This is a genomic window from Paenibacillus ilasis, from assembly GCF_043195395.1.
Classification (GTDB): domain Bacteria; phylum Bacillota; class Bacilli; order Paenibacillales; family Paenibacillaceae; genus Paenibacillus_AQ; species Paenibacillus_AQ lautus.
On record NZ_JBHDJG010000001.1, the window covers coordinates 2,640,579 to 2,660,920 of the forward strand.

The window sequence follows — 20,342 nt, forward strand, 5'->3', positions numbered from 1 at the left end:
TAGAAAAATGAAAAAATACCTTCAACTGTTCATGCTGATGCTCATTTTATCAGCATTTTCTTTAGTCGGATGTGAAGGGGATACGACCACTAACGTCGGTAAGCTCGAATTTAAGAATCCATTGCAAATTCCGCCAATACTTGAGCCAATCACAGATTCGGAGGGGAAGAAACACTTTGCCTTAACCATGCAGCCAGGATCAACCGAGTTTTTGGAAGGAAAGCAGACACCGACTTGGGGGATTAACGGATCTTATTTAGGGCCGACCCTCCGAGTTTCGCGCGGCGACCAAGTTTCTTTCGATGTGATCAATCAATTGAATGAAAGCTCAACCTTGCACTGGCATGGCATGCGATTACCCGCAGTAATGGACGGCGGGCCGCATCAGATGATCGAAGCAGGAGCAACCTGGAAACCTTTTTGGACAATTGAGCAGCCGGCCGCGACAACATGGTATCATCCCCACTTGCATGGGAAGACAGCGCAGCACGTTTATCGCGGTCTTGCAGGACTATTTATCGTGGAGGATGAAGAGTCTAAAAAGTTGCCTTCGGAATATGGAGTTAACGACATCCCGATTATTATCCAGGATAAATTATTTAAGGGCGACGGGTCTTTTAACGAGAATATGAGTATGACTCCGTTTGGATTGTTGGGCAATCAAATCTTGGTAAATGGGACACTCGATCCTTACCTGGAGATCACTGCAAGTCAGGTTCGTTTTAGATTACTGAATGGTTCGAATGCGAGAGCTTATAATATCGGCTTTTCAGATAATCGTTCATTTTATCTGGTCGGCAATGATGCGGGACTTTTACCCGAACCAGTTTTATTAGATCGTTTGTTGCTAAGTCCGGGTGAACGTATAGAGATCGTGGTGGAGTTTGAAGCTGGCGAAGAAACGATCTTGCACAGCTTTGCAGGCAAAGACGGAATTGAAAATGGGGAGTTTGATATCGTAAAGATTATCGCTGATACAAGTTTATCTGCTTCGTCGCAACTCCCGGATCAACTTACCGCTGAGCCGCTCATCGATGTGCCCGGAAATGTAAAGGTACGTAAATTCGAACTCACAACGAAATCTGCAATTAATGGCAAGGAAATGGATATGAATCGTATTGATGAGGTTGTTCCGGCTGGGGCACGTGAAATATGGGAGATCACGAATAAGGGTTGGGATCATAACTTCCATATTCATGATGCAGCATTCACCGTATTGGACAAGAATGGAGAAGTGCCGCCATTATATGAGCGTGGGAGAAAAGATACGGTCTTTATTCCGAATGGCACTACAGTCAGACTGGCCGTCGACTTTGGAAGCTATCCTGATCCCGATACGCCGTACATGTATCACTGTCACTTATTGTATCATGAGGATAGCGGTATGATGGGGCAGTTTGTCATTGTCGAACCAGGCACCGAATCCCAAGTATCGAAAGAGTTAAGCAAGAGAGGTCATGACCATTAATATAAGACACGGTGGCAAGCCATTGTAAAAGGAGTGCTCCATTAGGAAGAAACGGAGTTAACCGAAATTTTATATATATGTTCTTGTCGGTTCTTCTTATGTCTAATGACACAAAGGTGTCTACATTTCTTAAAGTTAAAAAAGCCTGACTTATCAGGCTTTTTTGCTGCTATAGAAGAGAGAGAGATAAAAGCCTTACCTGAGCCAAGAAGAGGATTCCGCAATATCAGAGGTTGTGCTGAATCGGGCATGCTTGAATATAAATAGGCGCATTCCCGTTATTTAGGTACTCGTCCATTTTTTGCGATATTGATGCGGCGTGATTCCCATATGCGTTTTAAACCATTTGCAAAAATAAGAGCTATTTGTTAATCCAATCTCCTCCGCAATAAGCGAGATCGGTTTTTTGGTAGTCGCAAGGAGCTGTATGGATTGATGAATCCTTCGGGCTGCTATGTATTCCGTGATGCTGATCCCTGTCGCTTCTTTAAAGAGATGTGACAAATGGTAGGGAGATAGATGCAGCGACTTCGCCATATCGTCCAATCGGAAAGGAATCGTATAATTCGTTTCAATCCAGGTTAAGATGTGCTCCACCCGATGATTTTTACGGGTTTGGTAAGTTGAACTCCGTTCTTTCCGCTTATCCCAGATTGGTTTCAAGGAGCGAAAAAGTGCGACAAGAAACAGCGAAATTTCTTCATATTTTTCCGTGTCGGACAGCGTCGGGAATCGATCGTTCATGCTCTTGTATGCACCGTCCAGGTAAGGGTCGTCGACCTCATATAAACAAGGGAAAGGAAGATTGCCTAGATAAATATAATTGTAAAATTCATGGAGAGCGGGCCACTGTTTAAAATAAGCATCAAACACGGTCGGTTCAAAAATCGCAATCGAACGTTCGAAGCATTGATGATCGTCGTATTCAAGCTTTAGGTGGTGGAGTTGACAGGGCTGAAATATACAAAGCATGCCTGGCTTAATCTCATAGCTATGGTTGTTAACGATCATGGTTCCCCTTCCTTGATGAATGTACAACACTTCAAGGCCAAGATGGGAATGGAAAGTCTCTTTATGCTCGTAATTTTCGCTTTTACGTCTATAGGCAAAGTACAAGGGAGAGATACTGTAGTTGCTTGCAACCAATGACAACTTGTTTGCCTCCTTCTTCCTCGTCTTCGTACATGCTTTGAATATACCATACAATCCGCAATCTAGCGTTATTTTTCCCCCATAGCCAAACACATTTACAAGGCTGCACCGGATATAATTTTTATATAAAAAATAAAGTTGGGAGGCAAAAATAACGTATGTTAAAGGTTGCGATTATAGGTACGGGTGCAATTTCGCCCAGTCATATCGAAGCCTATCTGCAGTTTAAGGACCGCTGTAAAATTGTTGCCTTATGCGATCTTTACCCAGAGAAGGCTGAAGTGAGGCGGGAGCAGTACGGACTGGAAGCTAAAATCGTACATGATTATAAGGAACTTCTTCAAGACGGAATCGATCTTGTGTCCATTTGTATGCCTCCGTACGTTCATGCGCAGGTTGCGGTCGATTTCCTGAACGCAGGAAGCCATGTCATTGTAGAGAAACCTATGGCAGCGTCGCTTAAGGAATGTGATGACATGATCGAAGCGGCACGGAATAACGGCAAGGTGTTGTCCGTGATCGCCCAGAATCGATTCAGAAATCCGATTATGAAGCTTAAACAAGTGCTGGATAGCGGTCTGGCCGGCAAGATTCTACATACCCAAGTGGATTCTTTCTGGTGGCGGGGCCATTGTTATTACGACTTATGGTGGCGCGGCACTTGGGAGAAAGAGGGGGGAGGCCCCACTCTGAATCATGCCGTACATCATATCGACGGATTGCTGTGGATGCTAGGTCGACCTAGCCACGTACAAGCTTACATGGCTAACGTTGCGCATGACAATGCCGAGGTTGAGGATTTATCCATCGCGATGATGAAATATCCGAACGGAGCTTTGGGACAACTTACCAGTTCGGTCGTCCACCACGGAGAAGAGCAGCAATACGTCTTCCAAGGACAGTTTGCACGGATTTCCGCCCCATGGCGGGTAACGGCTTCCACTTCCTTGCCGAACGGATTCCCTGAACGCGATTTGGAACTGGAAGAAAAAATTCAGAAATACTATGACGAATTGCCGGATTTGCCGTACGAAGGCCATGCCGGTCAGATCGACAATGTGCTGAGCGCGATCGAGAAGGGAACGCCGGTGCTCATCGACGGAGAAAACGGCCGCAGCACATTGGAGTTGATCATGAGCATCTACAAATCCGCAAGCATGGGAGAAAACGTACAACTTCCTCTACGAAAGGATGATCCCTTCTATACACAAGAAGGTGCCCAACAAAATATTCCTTATTTTCACCAAAAGGGCAAGAGCGTTGAGAATTTTGAGGATGGGAAGATCACGACAGGAAGCAATTATGGCGAAAAACAATGATGATGGTGGAGGCTTATCGTTATGGAGAAAAGCGACGGAATGAACTATGCCCCGAAGGGGAAGCCCAGTCCGGTGGTGAAGCCGGGCGAATGTATCATCGCCGCTGTTGCGCTCGACCACGGACATATTTACGGTATGGTGAACGGGCTGATCGAAGCGGGAGCAACGTTAAAGTGGGTATATGACCGCGACCCCGCCAAAGCTGAGGCATTCGCGCGGACCTTCCCTCAAGTTAAAATAGCTTCATCGGAAGACGAGATATTTTCCGATCCGGACGTTCTCCTGGTTGCAGGCGCGGCAGTTACATCGGAACGCTGCGCGCTCGGTCTTAGGGTCATGGACGCAGGTAAGGATTATTTTACGGATAAAGCGCCGTTTACGACGCTTACGCAACTGGAATCGGCCAGAGCAAAAGTTCGTGAAACCGGAAGAAAGTATATGGTGTACTACAGCGAAAGGCTGCATGTGGAATCGGCGGTTTATGCCGGACAGCTTACCCAGCAAGGCGCGATTGGCCGAGTAGTCCAAGTGACAGGGTTCGGTCCGCACCGCCTGAATGCACCTTCCCGGCCGGAATGGTTCTTTCAAAGGGAACGCTACGGAGGAATCCTGTGCGATATCGGCAGTCACCAAGTTGAACAATTCCTCTTTTACGCCGGCTGCGAGAAGGCGGAGGTGCTCCACAGCAAAGTCGGTAATTACCATAGTCCTGAATACCCGGAGCTTGAGGATTTCGGCGACGCTACGCTGTTAGGGGATAACGGAGCCACGCATTATTTCCGAGTTGACTGGCTCACACCGGACGGGTTAGGTACTTGGGGGGACGGTCGTACGCTCATTTTGGGTACGGAAGGATACATCGAGCTAAGAAAGTATATCGATATCGCCCGCGACCGTGCCAGCGATCATGTTTATCTAGTCAACAAAGAAGGAGAGTATCATTTTCAAGTGTCCGGTAAGGTTGGATATCCCTTCTTCGGCGAACTGATTCTCGACTGCTTGAATCGAACCGAGAACGCCATGACCCAAGCGCACGCTTTTATGGCGGCAGAACTGTGTCTGAAAGCGCAGCAGAAAGCTATGCGGATAACGTAGTGAATTCAAGAATGTATATAGAATAGATGATTTTCTGTGAGACTTCACGGGGTTCACTAAGATATCATCAAAAGCACGGTCTAGGCAGAGAGAGCCTAGACCTCTTTTTAATGCTTCTCCTGAGTACGCCGCCAACATCGGTTCGACTAGTCAGACAGGACGAACAGCAATCGCGTTTGCAGCTTTAAATGGCCGCTCAACCACAATCCATCCTGCGAACGAAACAGCGACTGCCATGGACGAGAAAAAAAGTCCTAGACTGTCGCTGTTTCATTGAACTAATGTTACCGGTTAGTTAAGCGACAGGTTTTCCTGCACGCTGAACTTGATGTTAGCTGCCTGACACTGCGCGAATATTCATAAACTTCCGGTTGTGATTGCGCCTGCACGCTCGTAATTCACGACAATAACGCCATTCGGGGCGACTTTGCTTTCCGTCACCTTAAATGCTGCCGGGGTAGTGCCATCAGCAAACAACCGCTTTCCACTGCCCAACGTTATAGGATATATCATCAGCCAGAACACATCCACCAAATCATGCTTGATAAGCGTCTGGATGAGATCACCGCTTCCCCAAACGTGCAAATCTGGTCCTTGCTGTTGCTTGATTTGAGTGATTTTTCCCGCAATATCTCCACTTAAAAACACGGACGGCTGCCATACGCCAGATGTCATGGTGTTCGAGACGACGTACTTGGTTGCCTTGTTGGCCCTCGGCCATACGTCCGCATGTTGCGGCCAATACGGTGCCCAAATTTCATAGGTTTTGCGCCCTAACAACAGATCGAACGGCATGTTCATCTGCCTTCTCAGTAGCGTTCCAACAATCTCGTTAGAATATGGCGCTGACCACCTGCCATATGCGAAACCGCCGCTGATATCTTCGTCTCGCTCGCCCGGGGCTTGTATGACACCATCAAGGGAGACATGTTCAAGCACAATAATTTTTCTCATAATTGAGTTCCTCCTACATCTGGATTACTGACTATTTTAGCGTTTTTTTTATTTTATCGGTACAAGTTCTTGTCCCGAGTCAAGGCCAAGAACATAGTCCGTTTACCGATTAGATGAATATCTAAGTATTTTTAAAATTGTCTTAAATGGAAACCTTATTTTAGATTGTGTTAATCTGTCTAATAGAGAACACCGTGTAGAGAGAGGGATGTTAATTGAAAAGAAGCGTGTTATATATTGAAGATAATGAAAAAATAGGCAGCTGGGTCAAAGAAGAGCTGGAACAGCGAGGGTTTTCGGTTCAATGGCTGCTTTCTGGGGAAGGTGCCGAACAAGAAGTAAGCCCGCATGAAGTAGTTATTTTGGATATCATGTTACCCGGGTTAGACGGATTTACTGTGGGAAAACGATTAAAGAAGGCAGCCCCTGCTGTTCCTATTTTGCTGTTATCTGCTCGAACATCGATCGATGACAAGGTAGATGGATTGCAATTTGCCGATGACTATTTAACGAAACCATTCCATACGGATGAATTAGTTGCAAGAATAGAAGTATTAATCCGTCGAAGTGGTGGAACGCATTCCGAACGCATTTCATTAGGGGATCATATTGAAGTAGATCCAGAAGTTCAAATGGTATATGACAAACGCACAGGAGAAGAAATTATATTAACAGGGAGGCAGCATCAAATATTAATGTACTTCTTACGCCACCCTAATCAAGTTTTGCCCAAAGAACAAATCTATGAAGCGATTTGGCAGGAAGCTTATATTACTGGTGATAAAACCATAATGGTACATATCCATCGATTGCGTCAAAAGCTGGAACGTGATCCCGATTCCCCGGAGATTATTGAAACGTTGAAGGGAATAGGCTATCGGGTGAAACTATGAAACAGAATAGATCCTTATTTCGTCGTTTTCTAAAAGTACATTTTCTATTTATCTTTTTACCTCCCATTGTGCTTATTTTCTTCAGTGCGTTTTTTGGGGTTTCTGATATTAATCAAAAAGAAATGAATACGTTAGATCAATTCTACATTACCGTGTCACTATTTGGTTTTATTATGGTCGCATTTGTTGTAATATCTTGGCTGTTCTTCTTGAAACTTCGCAATCGTCTCACCCGCTTACAGAAATACATGTCATTTTCAGTTGAAAATAACTCATTTCCCAAACCCGTATCAGTTCAAAGTGATCGTATGGATGAAATAGACCAGCTAGGAGCTTCTTTTAATTGGATGATTCAACAGCTTGAAGACAGTCGCAAGCGAGAAAATGAAGAGGAATTGCTACGACATCGGCTCATTGCGAATTTATCACACGACTTACGAACGCCACTTACCATTTTGAGAGGTCATGTCACCAGATTAAATAAAGAATCCATGAGCATAGATGGACAAAACTCGTTAACAGAGATCAACCATACGATTACAAGAGTTGGAGATCTAATGAATGATTTACTTTCCTATACACTGCTTACTTCAGGGAAACATCCTTTTGGGCCTGTTTCAACAGATATTGTGCGTTTAGTAAGAGCATCTGTTGCTGCGTGGTATCCCGTTTTTGAAGAAAAAGAAATTCAGCTGGATGTTAATCTACCGGCAGAGGAGACCTTTTATTGGGAAGCAGATCCTACATGGATGGCACGGGTTCTGGACAATTTATTTCAGAATATTCTTCGCCATGCAGCGGAGGGGAAATATGCCAACATTGTGGTTGATGTAGAACAAGAACAGATCATTGTTGCGGACAGAGGTCCAGGTATGGATAACTCTTCCTATGAGCTTGGGGCGGGGATTGGTTTATCGACATGTAATTTTATGTTGAACAAAATGAAGCTGATGGCTGACATTACATCCAATGAAAATGGCACAAGAGTAACTATTGGTAGAGCTTAACTTAAAGTTAATCCAGAATTAAACAGGCTGATAAACGTGATGTAACTTTGCTTCTTTATAATGGAAACCATAACAGAAAGGGAGTGTTATGGTTGATTGAAATTAATAACTTAGTCAAACATCGCGGAAATCAAGAAATCTTATCAGGTATCAGCTTTAAAGCTAGGCCAGGTAGAGTAACTGGTTTTTTAGGTCCAAATGGGGCAGGTAAAAGTTCTACACTTCGCATATTGCTTGGATTAGATCGTGCCACCTCAGGAAGTGCACTAATTAATGGCAAGCCATTCGCAAAATTATATAATCCTGCAGCAACAATAGGTGCAACATTGGATGGATCTGGAGCTCATCGTAGGCGAACAGGGCGGGCACATTTACGATGGATTGCTCGTGCCGCAGGATTGTCTCACTCACGTGTCGAGGAAGTTCTGAACATGGTAGGTCTTACTAAAGCAGCTGACAAAAGAGTCGGGAATTATTCTCTTGGTATGGGGAGAAGACTCGGAATGGCAGCTGCGCTACTGGGTGATCCCAAAATATTGGTTTTAGATGAACCCGTGAACGGGCTTGACCCGGAAGGAATTCGCTTTATTCGGACATTTTTACGTGAACGTGCTGAGTCCGGAAACACGGTGTTACTATCCAGCCATCTAATAGGAGAGCTTGCAGAGACTGTTGATGATGTGGTGATTATTAAGCATGGGAAAATCGTTGCAGATGGAACATTGGAGGAAGTAATGGGTAACCATTCCTCGCTGGAGGAAGCCTTTTTTGCCCTGACATCTGACAAAGCAGGTGTCGTTGTATGAGAGCATTCAACGCAGAACTATCTAAATTGTTCTCCCTGCCCGGCATGTGGCTTGCCTTTCTTATTGGAGCATTTGCCCCAGCGTTCATATCTGCCTTGGACAGTATAGCACAAAAAGAGGAGATTATAGCTGGGGTTAGCGCACGACTATTGGAAGTTGGCTATATTGGACTAGCTCTTGGTGTGCAAGGTGTCATTATTCTAGGTGTGCTTGCTGTCAGCAGTGAGTTTTTGACAGAGAGTAGTGAATCTGGCGGAGGTCAACAGATTACAACAAGTTTAACTGTTGTTTCATCAAGGCTTTATTTTTTGCTGGCAAAAGCAGGCGCTGTGACAGTAATCAGCATACTGTTTTGTGTTGTGGCTATAATGACAACTTTGACAGCTACGCATCTGGTTCTTGGTGAATATACCCCTGCATTTGAATGGTCTAAACTGATCGGTGCAGTTTGTTACTGGACATTCACTGCTCTTTTGGCATTTGGGATTACTGTTCTAACTAAGAATGGCACGATTCCGCTTGCTGTGCTCATCATAAATACATCCGTAGTATCATTCAGTTTCCTGCTTTCTAAGGTTACAAAGTTGGCGTTATACTTACCAGATAGGGTTGGCCTTGAAATGTTTATGTTTCTGAGCGACAGATTTCTCTCCCCGTTTACAGGCGGCTTAGTCATGTTTGCCTGGGTAGTCGTTCTTTTCATTGTTGCAGCTATTGTATTCCATAGGAGGGACGTTAACTCATGAGTGTCCTTTCCAGAAGAAACAGAACACAGATCCTTCGTGCTGAACTAGATAAATTAGTTACATTACCATTGACATGGCTCACTCTTATGGGTGCATTCATTCTTAATTTACTTTTAGCCGCAGCTTTTACTTCGGTTGGACTACAAGGTGCAGCAGGGACGCAAAGTATACTGAATATAGGGCTTGCTACTATGGGATATCTTCAAGCAGGGTTCATTATTCTTGGAATCCAAGCTGCTTGTTCGGAGTATACCGATGGACAGATTCGAACTACATTAATTACGATACCTTGGCGTGGGCTTCAACTATCCACGAAGTATTTGGCATTGGCAATCATAACCATTCCTGCGGCTTTTATTATTACTGCATCAGGAGTACTTTATAGTTTTATTAGGATGAGAGACACAGCAGTAGGGTTTGAAATAGGCATCATGATCGAAGCATTAGCAGGTGCAACAGGCTATCTAACCTTAACCGCACTTCTCAGTGCAGCTATGGGAGCTTTATTAAGACGCACCACACCTGCTTTAGTGGTACTGCTTGGTTATTATTTCGTTATCAGTCCATTGACGAGAGATTTCCTGCCTAGGTTTAAAAATTATTTTCCGGATACGGCAGGGTATTATATGTATATGATGCCTTCTCCTGATGAAATAAACGCCCTTACACCAATGCAAGGGACAGGTATTTCAATATTATGGACAATAATCTTTATTACAATAGCTATTGTATTTTACCGTAGGCGAGATGCATAAGTTAAAGTTTCATCAATTCAAAAATATAACGGTAGTGATTTTTGATTATCGATTAGATGAATATCTAAGTATCCCAATGCTACTTGGAGGAGGTTTAAGTTCAATCTCAGTGAACCGTATCACAAATTGAGGCAATACTTCTGAAGAAAATTTGCAGGCCTGTATTTACAGAATGCGGACGCTTAAAAGTAGGTTAGGTCAGTCTTTATGGAGTATATGGTGTAAACAAGCTTATGCCGCTTTTTTATTGTTATACAACATATGGATTTGGTTTGAATGACAGATTCATTCTTTAAACTTTTGTCTTGTTTTCTCCGTTATATGGGGTTGCTTCTTTATGTTTCCCTCCTGCTAGCGAATAAGAATATCATCCGACAAATCATAAAAAACCGAATGAGATAGGGATTTATTCAATTTAAGTACGCATAACTAACTGGTTGAGGGACAAGAACATGGTCCCATAATAAGTCGCTATATTAGCGGCTTTTTTTTGTATTCAACGAAAACTAAAAAATTTCTGCACAAACCGTATTGACATTATTGAACTACAGTTGTAGTATTAATTTACAACTACAACTGTAGTTTGCAAAAATAAAAATTAAATTATAGGAGAGGAGCATTACCAAATGAAAGCAGCAACGAAAGTAGCAATCGCGACACTAAGCAGCATTTTATTAATGGGTTCTTCCGTAAGCCTCGTGGCGAAGGCGCAATCCTACGAGAAATCCCAAGAAGCCGCTGTTAAAAAAACAGCCGAAGCAGCCAAACCTATATCTGCTGAGGAAAAAAAGTTTATCGAACAAGAGATCCAGAGAGTGAAGAAGTTGACCCAAGAGTCGGGTGATATGTATGTCCTGTATCATAAGTACCCAAAATTAAATAGCGGATTTGATATTAGCTATTGGGGAGGGGTACATGAATTCGCTACATACGAGGACTACTTGAAAAAAGCTTCAACCCTGAAGGGGTCCATTCTGCAGGAGCCTGCCAACCTGCCAAAGGGATATAAGTTTCTATCAGCGGTCATTGAAGGTCCGATCGAAGGAAAGTTCGTTGATGAAGTAAGGGCCGAAGGTAAGAAGAGCGGAAAGCCCATCTATGTGAAAAAGATCGATTGGAAAGAGGCGGCAACCATCCGTATTAAATATGCGAGTGGAAAAGACACGCTGGGCTTTTCCAAGTATACGGTAGATTCGAAGGGAAGCAAGAAAAAAGGTTTCTTTGACGATAAGCTGCCGAAGCATGTCTTTCCAAAATACGTTTTTTGGAATGATGGCGGCAAATTCGAATACAGCATTTCAACCTCCTCTTTGGATATGTCCAGGAAACAGAAGATCGAAGTGCTAAAAGCAGCCGTGAAAAAATAACATTTTGCGCCAGCTATATTTTTTCTCGGACAGGCGCTCCAAAATACGATGACATGGGTTCTTTTGCAGATCATCATGCCGGACAGGCGGGGCGAATCATTTTTTCGTGTAACAAAAACGAGAAATTACGGTCTGCCAAACAAGTTGACATTACTAAACTACAAATGTAGGATGTGTATTATTACTACATATGTAGTCTGAGTAAATTGACTTTGGAGGTTTCATTCATGAATCAAATACCACCGATTACGGATGCAGAACTGGAAATTATGCGCGTATTGTGGACAAATCCGGACTGCCCTTCCAGCGAGGTCGTAAAACAAATGACGGATCGAATGGGGTGGAGCCCCAATACGACCCGGACGCTCCTAAGTCGTCTGGTGCAGAAGGAAGCAGCGGGTGCGAAATTGGAAAAGGGTTCAAAGCGCACCCAACTATTTTATCCGATCATCAGCGAGCAGGAGTATCTGCAGTTCGAAACCAAATCTTTCATGAAAAAGCTTTATGGGGGAGCTTTAAAGCCGATGCTGGCTAACTTTCTGCAGGATAAAAAACTGAATGCGCAAGAAATCGAGGATCTAAAGGCTTTGTTTGACGATAACCGCAGCGACGGGGAAACAGAAAAGAGAGAGCCCTGATGAGTTTTACATTGTATGAAAATTTATTATCTATTTTCGGCTGGTTAATTCGCGGATCGTTCATGGCCTCCATCCTGATCGTACTTGTCCTGATCCTGCAATTTCTATTAAGAAACAAGATTGAGGCCAGATGGAAATATTGGCTATGGCTTCCTGTGGCCATACGCTTGCTGCTCCCTTGGGCTCCGGAATCCTCGCTTAGCCTATACAATGTTTTGTCTTTGGAGGCCATAGCACCCGGTATTCATCAACAAACTCAAGTTTCATCGGGTGGGAAAGAAGCGGGGAGAATAAGCGAGGCGACGGTTCATGTGGAGCGCTCTACAAACCCGGAAGCAAGCGGGACCTCGGAAGTACCTGCTCCATCCCTTGAATCGGGACTCGTGCAGGAGAGAGGCTTTTGGTGGAAGGGGTTCAACCAAATAGGCTTCACCAATACGCTGATTGCGGTTTGGCTTGCGGGGGTGCTGCTTCTTGCCGCGAAAACGGTATACGACCAGCTTCGATTGAAACAAGCCCTGCGCACGGGCCGAAAGATAGATACGCCTTTTCTATCGGCAGTGTTTCACGAGACGAAACAGCAATTAGGCGTGAAGCAAAAAGTGCAATTTCTGTCCAGCGAGCGAATTCCTGGACCTGCCGTGGTAGGATTTAGCAAGCCGGCGATCGTCATTTCGCCCAGTCTGCTCATCACGCTGAAAAAAGATCAACTTCAATATATTCTGGCGCATGAGTTCGCACATATTCAGCGACGGGACATCGCCGTGAACTGGTTGATGCATATCATCCTGATCATCCATTGGTTTAATCCGTTATTATGGCTAGCCGTACGTAAAGCAAGACAGGATCAGGAGATGGCCTGCGATGCATGCGCCTTGAATCGGATGAGCCCGCAGCAAAACAATGCATACGGACAAACGATCATCCATGTGTTGGAGCATTTTTCAGGAAACCAACGCCAGCCGGGGCTTGCCGGCCTGTCTGCCACACATAAACAAATGAAAAGGAGACTTACGATGATTAAACATTTTCACAAAAAATCATACCGCCTGTCCATTCTGGGGCTGGGGATGATTCTAGCGCTTGGCAGCGTGACATTGGTTAATGCCAAGGAAAGCGATGCGGGGAGCGTAACACCAAAGGCTTCCGTACAATCGGAACAGGATCTAAAAACTGCTGGGAATAATGATCAGGATATTATCTACCCCGAGGGGGATGTAGACCGTGAGTTCAACAAGAAAGAGCTGGAAAAGGCCCGAAAAAAAGCAGAAGCAGCAGCCAAGGCTCTAACTCCAGAGGAAAAGAAGTATATCGAAGATGAGACCAATAGAGTGAAGAAGCTAAGTAAAGAGACCGGTGATATGTACGTTCTGTATCATAAATATAAGGATCTTAACAGCGGTCTCGATCTAAGTTATTGGGGAGCGGTAGAAAAATTCTCTGCTTACGAGGACTATTTGAAAAGAGCTTCCACTCTGGAGGGTTCCATTCTGAAGCAGCCCGCCAACCTGCCGGAAGGATATAAGTTAGCCAAAGCGAGAATTGAAGGTCCAACCGAAGGAAAGTTCCTTGATGAAGTAAGGGCCGAAGGCAAGAAGAGCGGAAAACCCATCTACGCGAAAAAGATAGATTGGAAAGAGGCGGCAACCATCCGACTTGAATATACGAACGGGAAAGATACGCTGGCCATTTCTAAATATATGCTAGAAGCAGAAGGAAGCAAGAAAAAAGGTTTCTTTGAGGATGACTTACCGGCACATATCTATCCAAAATACGTTTTTTGGCATGAAGGCGGCTTCGAATACAGCATTTCAACCACATGGGATATGTCCAAGGAACAGAAGGTCGACATTCTGAAAGAAGCGGTGCAGAAATAATATTTTGAGCAAGCTTTGGTCTTGCGCGGGTAAGCCCATGCAGTCCTAGAAATAGGATTGCATGGGTTATTTTATTGATCATGATTTCCTTGTAAATTGACACAAATCCCTCCTTGTAATCAACGGTAGGGTGTTTCACACTTTTTAGAAGGCTTTTTACATATCGAGCTTCCTGTCGGAGGACAAAAACATAGTCTCATTGCAAGTCGCTATTAAAGCGGCTTTTTTGTTTTATCGGTACAAGTTCTTGTCCCGAGCCAAGGACAAGAACTTGTACCGATTGCCGTAAATGTTTATTAAGCTAACGGGCAGGAATGTTGGGAAATGGAAACGAATACATAATCTAGCTTCCCAAAATAGGTTAATTACCGTGATTTCAACATTCGAGTAATGAAAGCATCATAAAACTAAAAGGGGTAACTTTTAATATGAAGGATTTACAAAGTTTTGTTTCAGATTACACGAAAGATAAGAAACATTTACATCTTGCTATCGGGATTATTAGGGAGGGAGATATTGAATACTTTTCGTTTTGTAATAGTAAAAAGAAAAGTATGGTCCCTCCTGAGAATATGTTGTTTGAAATCGGATCCATAACCAAAGTTTTTACATCAATACTTTTATTAGAAATGGAACAGGAAAAACTGCTTTCCTCGGATGACATAGTTGGTAAGTTTGTGCAGAACACTGAAAACGATTATTTGAATAAAATTACCTTGAAAAGCCTTGCTACTCATACCTCTGGATTACCTATATTGGCAACCAACCACATTTTGGCTAAAAAAAGATCGAATCCTTATTCAATGTATACCGAGGAAGATTTGACTGCTTTTTTAGCTAATGCTGACTACACTAATAGCATTGGTTCGTTTGGATATTCCAATATCGGTGTGGCCCTGCTGGGAAACATTCTATGTAAGGTGTCAGGAAGCAAGTATGACGAACTGTTAAAAAAATATATAACCAGTCCATTAAAGATGAATGAGACAGCCGTTATGCTTGATACAGAACAGGATGGCAGGTTTTTGAATGGACATGCCTCAACTGGGAAAAGAGTCCCTCACTGGGATCTCGGTATACATGAAGGTGCTGGTGGTATTAAGTCCTCTGTTAGCGATTTGAGTTTATTTGTCCAAGCCAATCTAAATGATGATAATCCGATAGCCTCTATACTACAAAAAAGTCATCTCCCGATATGGATCGGAAATTCAAACCGTTATTTTGGCTGGGGTGAGGATAAACTTCTAGATAAAGATATCCTCTGGCATAACGGGGGTTCAGCTGGTTTTAATAGTTATCTAGCTTTCAACAAGGAACTCCGTGTAGGAATTGTGTTGCTATCAAACTATTCTTTTTTCTCCAATGTTCTTATGGATTATTATTTTGCTCAAATAATAAAATGGATTACTAAAAAAGAGCCTTCTCAAGGAACGATGATAGACTCTACAGGTAAAAAAATATTTGAAGCAATCATACATAGAGAAAAGTCATTAAAGTAACGGGAGACGATAGTTGAATAAAGCCAAGAAGGCAGCCGGTCAGATTGATCAGCTGCCTTCCTTAAATTTATGGGCAGGATAGCGTGGTGCAATGGTTCATTTGTTTAGATAATGTGAAAAGTCAAGAATGGTTTACAAGGTGGAACAGATATGGATGTCGAATCCAGATGCGCAGGCGGTTGAACTGCTGAAGTAGCTAGCGTACAACCACAAAATATACGGACAGGCAGTCTGAAGGCTGAAACGGGCCCAAAGGCTGCCTTTTTGCTCCCTACAGAAAAGCCCGACCGCTGGGATTGAAATGCGCCATTAAAATTTGTATGTTGGATTCATACCATTTTTTAAGCAAAAGGAGCCATGGCCGGTGAGATTGGCAGAGGATTATCTTAGGCTGCGAAGCGCTTATTCCGACGAAAAAGAAGGGGAGCCGTTCCGGGTGACGATCGACGGGCTGGCCGAGGCCCTGTACTGCACGCCCCGTAACGCCAGGCTGATCCTGCGCAAAATGACGGACGCCGGCCTGGTCCGGTATGCGGCCGGGCAGGGCAGGAGCCATCGGTCGGAGCTGACGTTTCTGGCGGACAAGCGGGAGTTCGTGATTCTGGAAGCACAGCATTACGTGAGGCAAGGGGACTTGCAAGGCGCGCTGCTCTGGGTAAAGGAGCAGGCGGGCGAACCCGAAGTGAAGCAGCGGTTCATGGCCTGGCTGACCGGGTATTTCGGATACCGCATGGAAACGATTGGGGAGGGCCGTATTGTGGAGACGCTTCGCCTGCCGATATACCGGCCGATCGTGACGCTGGACCCGGCGGACGCGATGTATGCTTTCGACACCCATATGATCCGCCAGATCCATGCGACCCTGGTCGAGCTGGATAGGGCAACCGGCAAGGTTATTCCGGGCGTCGCACTTCATTGGGAGCCCAGTACGGATGCCTGCTGTTGGACATTCTATTTGCGGAAAGGCGTGACGTTTCACGACGGCACGGAGCTTACGGCCGATGACGTCAAATACAGTCTGTTCCGCGTTCAGCAGGAATCCAAAAATCATTCCTGGCTGTGCAGGGACATCGTTGAGATCTACGCTGAATCCCGCTATATAGTCCGCATGGAGCTGCGTCAGCCCAATGTTCTGTTCGCGGTATTTATGTCTCACACGGGGGCAGCGGTCCTTTCCCACAACACTGGCGAATCCGGGACCGGAAGTGTTCCCGGCAGCCTGCCCGTCGGGGCCGGGCCTTACCGGATCGCTAAGTTTACGCCGGGGATGTGCGTTCTCGAGGTATTCCCAAATTATTATGCGGCCCGGGGCCAGATCGATCGTATCGAAGTGATGATCATCTCGGACACCGGTGGAGAATGGACGGTAGAGACCAATCCGGGGGTACTGGTCGTCGAGACGGGAGAAGCCCGCCGTCAGGAGCTGAAGACATGGCGGCGCAGCCGTCTCGTCACCGGATGCAGCATGCTGACCATAAACCTCGCAAAGCCGGGAATCCTGCAAACTGGTTCCTTCCGCAGAGCACTTGGACTTGCGGTTGACCGGAGCCGCATGGTTCGGGAGCTGGGGTACCCGTACTCCTTTCCATGCCCCGGTTTTCACCTTGAGCCGAAGCCGGCTTCCGCTGATCCAATGTATGATCTGGAAGAGGCAACCAGGGAATTGAAACGGTCCGGATACAGCGGAGAGGGGCTGAAGCTGTACGCTTACCGGCGTCATGAGCAAGCGGCTTACTGGCTTCAGCAGCAATATGGTCAGGCCGGGGTCCGGCTGGACGTGCATATTGTACCCTGGGAGGACATGATGAAGGAAGAGCGGATCCGGGAGGCGGACCTGATCCTGTTTGAGGCGTTGCTGAGCGAGGGGCTGCTTCGGCAGATCGAATATTTGCTGTCCCGGTACAGCTTCATTCGCAGCATGCTGGATCCCGAATTGCAGGCGGAGGTAGATGTGCTTGTGGGGCAGCTGCTTCAGAAGGCGGAACCGGAAGCCCGGGACGAGGTGTTTCAGCGATTGGAGACCTGGCTGATGGAACGCGGCACGGCCGTCTATTTGACCTACAATGAAGCCCGGGTGCTGTTCCATCCGGCGCAGCAGGGTGTAAGGCTGAATGCTGCCGGTTGGGTAGATTTTAAGGACATCTGGTTTAAAGGAGAAGGGTAATGGCGGGAGAGCTATAACGGATACGGTACGGGAAAACATGACATGTGACGAAAGGGGAAATGTTTCCCGGAAAGATTACCTTTTTCTTAAACCTGTGCGGCAGTACAATGATCACAGCAGATGAGATGAAAATTTACCAACGAAGCGAAGGTGAACGGTATGGAAATTATGTTGGATGATTTAAGAGGGCCGGAAATTGCCGCGTTGATCCGCGAGCATCTTCAAGGCATGGCGGAGGAGTCGCCGCCGGAGAGCGTGCACGCCCTTGATCTGGACGGGCTCCGCCGGCCGGACGTGACGTTCTGGAGCGCGTGGGAGCAGGGAGAGCTGCTTGGCTGCGGGGCACTTAAGGAGCTCGATCCTGGCCACGGCGAGATCAAATCGATGCGGACCGCATCCGCCCACCTACGTAAAGGCGTGGCCCGATCCATCTTGGCCCATATGATTGAGGAGGCCCGGCGGCGGGGATACCGGCGGCTGAGCCTGGAGACAGGATCGATGGCGTCGTTCGAGCCGGCCAGACGGCTGTACGCGGCCTTCGGGTTTGAGGAGTGTGGGCCATTTGCGGACTATACGCTCGATCCTTACAGTACCTTTATGACCCGAGAGCTGTAACCTAAACTTGCGGAGCTTGATGTAAAAAAAAGGACATGCTTCCTGCCACCAACTCACGTCGGAGGACAAGAACATTGTCCCATTGAAAGTCGCTATTTTAGCGGCTTTTTTGTTTTATCGGCACAAGTTTTTGTCCCCAGTCAAGGACAAGAACTTGTACCGATTGCCGTAAAGGACAAGAACAGGAGCCGTTTACCGATTAGATAAGTGTCTAACTAAGCTTCCAAGCAATTTCATTAAGCTAACGGGCAGGATTGCTCAATACAATCATAGAATACCTAATCTAACATCGGATTTGATGTTAGGAGGGCAGCGCTATTATCCAGGCAATGATTTATTATCCATGTACGATTCCCGGTTGATGGCGCAACATGTATATGATAATAACTGAAGTTATGCCCACAAAGGTGACACTTTGGTACGATTATGGGTCTACAACCGTGAAAAAAACTGCGAAAGTCTAGCGGATTTTGTGCAAAGATGAATTAAATCAACTTATACATAGCAACCGCACCTCTAAATCGATAGACTCTAGTTGAGGTTGTAGTGATGAAGGACGGCCGTCTCATACGAAGGGGTGTAACAAATGAACGAAATCATAAAGAAGAAGCTGCTGGACAAAAATGAACTGCTGATCAACATGGTGATCGAACGCGCAAGAAGAGATTTTCTAGACGATATCGCAATTATTGGGCTTACTGGTTCGTTTAGCACCGGGGACTTTCACGAGAAGAGCGATCTTGATTTAATTATCATAAATAATACAGAAAGGGGATGGGGAATATCCGATTGCTTCATCTTAGATGATGTTGGCTATGACATCTATTGCACACCATGGGATACAAGAATACACGCACAATCCATCTTAGAGAGTCCCAACGTATCGAGCCTAACCGAGCTCAAAATTCTCTATTATGCAAAGCCTGAGGATTTGGAGAAATTGAACGACTTTAGGCAAAAAGCTCTTGATGCGCTTGCGGAGCCGATAGGAGAAGCGTGTCTTAACCGAGCAAAAAAATGGATCGATCTGGCTAAGCAAGCATACAGCGATACGATGCTGGGTGATAATATTGGTTCAGTGAGACATGCATCTGCCGGCGTTCTGTACAATCTGGTCAATGCCTTGGTCAGCATGAATAACACGTGCATCAAACGAGGAATCAAGCGATATTTAGAAGAAATACGCTCGTATCGCTATGTTCCAGATGATCTCGAATACTTATACATGTCAGTCATCGAAGCTCATACCATTGAAGATATCCGAATGGCTTCTTTTAATATGTTGAACAGCGTTACGAGGTTACATAGCAAGATGTGTGATAACTTCATTGCTAAACCCACTCCGACATTTGATAATCTGAGGGGAACTTACGAAGAATTGTGGTGCAACTACCGCAATAAAATCTTGAACAGTGTTAAAACGAACGATGCCTCCTATGCCTTTCTTTCGGCCTTTGGAGCACAAGGATATCTTGATGAAATGGCTGCGGAGAAAGGAACCAAGAAATTTGATCTCATGCAGTACTTTGATGCAAGTGATTTACCAGTAATGAAAGAGAAGTTCCTTGAGATGATGGATGAATATGTAGACGAATATGGTAAGGTCGGCAGAGAAGTCGAACGTTTTACAACCTTCGAGCAATTATATGCCCATTATATCAATCATTGATCTTATATCCCAGTTCGTAATAAGTCCGCGGAAACGTGACGGTTGACAAATATATCCAATAAAATGGGATTGTTGAAGGGCAGTGTAGAATTAATTTCTGTGCTGTCTAATACGAGTTTTATTAGAAATCAACCCGCCGGACAATATATGTCTAATGACACAAAAGTGTCTATATTTGTTGAAGCTGAAAGCCTGACTTATCAGGCTTTTTTATTTTTATGTAGTCAAAGTTGTGTCATAAAAAATGCACAAAAGTGACCACATTGTTGGAATTTGACACAAATAAGATTACATTATAGATAAGACGTTATACCGAGG

At 45.1% G+C, this 20,342-nt stretch carries 17 protein-coding genes; 15 read left to right on the plus strand and 2 right to left on the minus strand.

The genetic code is table 11. The features are described 5' to 3' along the window. Positions 1–7: 7 nt before the first annotated feature. Positions 8–1,468, plus strand: coding sequence for a multicopper oxidase family protein (locus ACETK5_RS12135; RefSeq protein ID WP_326113675.1), 1,461 nt, complete (start codon positions 8–10; stop codon positions 1,466–1,468). Positions 1,469–1,750: 282 nt separating this feature from the next. On the opposite strand, the gene ACETK5_RS12140 is transcribed toward ACETK5_RS12135, so the two are convergent. Next, complete coding sequence (locus ACETK5_RS12140; protein WP_100537179.1) at positions 1,751–2,620, minus strand: AraC family transcriptional regulator; 870 nt, start codon at positions 2,618–2,620, stop codon at positions 1,751–1,753. A gap of 158 nt (positions 2,621–2,778) precedes the next feature. Here ACETK5_RS12140 and ACETK5_RS12145 point away from each other — a divergent pair, with 158 nt between their 5' ends. Together ACETK5_RS12145 and ACETK5_RS12150 are read left to right on the plus strand one after the other, a co-directional pair. Continuing rightward, the gene (locus ACETK5_RS12145) at positions 2,779–3,939 is read left to right on the plus strand and encodes a Gfo/Idh/MocA family protein (protein ID WP_326113676.1); all 1,161 of its coding nucleotides are present in this window, start codon (positions 2,779–2,781) and stop codon (positions 3,937–3,939) included. Positions 3,940–3,960: 21 nt separating this feature from the next. Next, a complete protein-coding gene (locus tag ACETK5_RS12150) occupies positions 3,961–5,034 on the plus strand; it encodes a Gfo/Idh/MocA family protein (RefSeq protein ID WP_326113677.1) in 1,074 nt (357 codons plus the stop codon). A 357-nt stretch (positions 5,035–5,391) separates the two neighbouring features. Here the strand turns inward: ACETK5_RS12150 and ACETK5_RS12155 are convergent, their stop codons facing one another. Beyond that, entirely contained in the window at positions 5,392–5,988 is a 597-nt protein-coding gene (locus tag ACETK5_RS12155) for a dihydrofolate reductase family protein (RefSeq protein ID WP_394055865.1), read from the minus strand. A gap of 215 nt (positions 5,989–6,203) precedes the next feature. Between ACETK5_RS12155 and ACETK5_RS12160 the strand changes: the two genes are divergently transcribed. The 12 genes from ACETK5_RS12160 (at position 6,204) to ACETK5_RS12215 (ending at position 20,024) form a co-directional block, all read left to right on the plus strand. Continuing rightward, the gene (locus ACETK5_RS12160) at positions 6,204–6,881 is read left to right on the plus strand and encodes a response regulator transcription factor (protein WP_100537175.1); all 678 of its coding nucleotides are present in this window, start codon (positions 6,204–6,206) and stop codon (positions 6,879–6,881) included. After that, on the plus strand, positions 6,878–7,888 hold the full coding sequence (locus ACETK5_RS12165) for a HAMP domain-containing sensor histidine kinase (protein ID WP_326113678.1): 1,011 nt from the start codon (positions 6,878–6,880) through the stop codon (positions 7,886–7,888). Before ACETK5_RS12160 ends, ACETK5_RS12165 begins: the two co-directional genes overlap by 4 nt. Positions 7,889–7,971: 83 nt before the next feature. Then, positions 7,972–8,694, plus strand: a complete 723-nt coding sequence (locus tag ACETK5_RS12170; RefSeq protein WP_459213716.1) for an ABC transporter ATP-binding protein — start codon at positions 7,972–7,974, stop codon at positions 8,692–8,694. Beyond that, complete coding sequence (locus ACETK5_RS12175) at positions 8,691–9,440, plus strand: ABC transporter permease (protein ID WP_100537172.1); 750 nt, start codon at positions 8,691–8,693, stop codon at positions 9,438–9,440. Before ACETK5_RS12170 ends, ACETK5_RS12175 begins: the two co-directional genes overlap by 4 nt. Next, positions 9,437–10,195 (plus strand): ABC transporter permease, encoded by a 759-nt coding sequence (locus ACETK5_RS12180; protein WP_326113679.1) that lies wholly within the window; start codon positions 9,437–9,439, stop codon positions 10,193–10,195. The genes ACETK5_RS12175 and ACETK5_RS12180 overlap by 4 nt, the downstream gene beginning before the upstream one ends. A 626-nt stretch (positions 10,196–10,821) precedes the next feature. Continuing rightward, the gene (locus tag ACETK5_RS12185) at positions 10,822–11,562 is read left to right on the plus strand and encodes a hypothetical protein (RefSeq protein WP_326113680.1); all 741 of its coding nucleotides are present in this window, start codon (positions 10,822–10,824) and stop codon (positions 11,560–11,562) included. 227 nt (positions 11,563–11,789) lie between these two features. Continuing rightward, on the plus strand, positions 11,790–12,200 hold the full coding sequence (locus tag ACETK5_RS12190; RefSeq protein ID WP_100537169.1) for a BlaI/MecI/CopY family transcriptional regulator: 411 nt from the start codon (positions 11,790–11,792) through the stop codon (positions 12,198–12,200). After that, positions 12,200–14,077, plus strand: coding sequence for a M56 family metallopeptidase (locus ACETK5_RS12195; protein WP_394055870.1), 1,878 nt, complete (start codon positions 12,200–12,202; stop codon positions 14,075–14,077). Before ACETK5_RS12190 ends, ACETK5_RS12195 begins: the two co-directional genes overlap by 1 nt. A gap of 428 nt (positions 14,078–14,505) precedes the next feature. Next, positions 14,506–15,576 carry a serine hydrolase domain-containing protein gene (locus tag ACETK5_RS12200; RefSeq protein ID WP_326113682.1) on the plus strand — a complete coding sequence of 357 codons (1,071 nt, stop codon included), beginning with the start codon at positions 14,506–14,508 and terminating at the stop codon, positions 15,574–15,576. Between the two features lie 364 nt (positions 15,577–15,940). After that, a complete protein-coding gene (locus ACETK5_RS12205; protein ID WP_394055872.1) occupies positions 15,941–17,740 on the plus strand; it encodes an ABC transporter substrate-binding protein in 1,800 nt (599 codons plus the stop codon). Between the two features lie 159 nt (positions 17,741–17,899). Next, entirely contained in the window at positions 17,900–18,355 is a 456-nt protein-coding gene (locus tag ACETK5_RS12210) for a GNAT family N-acetyltransferase (RefSeq protein WP_100537165.1), read from the plus strand. Positions 18,356–18,941: 586 nt separating this feature from the next. After that, a complete protein-coding gene (locus ACETK5_RS12215) occupies positions 18,942–20,024 on the plus strand; it encodes a nucleotidyltransferase domain-containing protein (protein WP_326113684.1) in 1,083 nt (360 codons plus the stop codon). Positions 20,025–20,342: the final 318 nt, after the last annotated feature.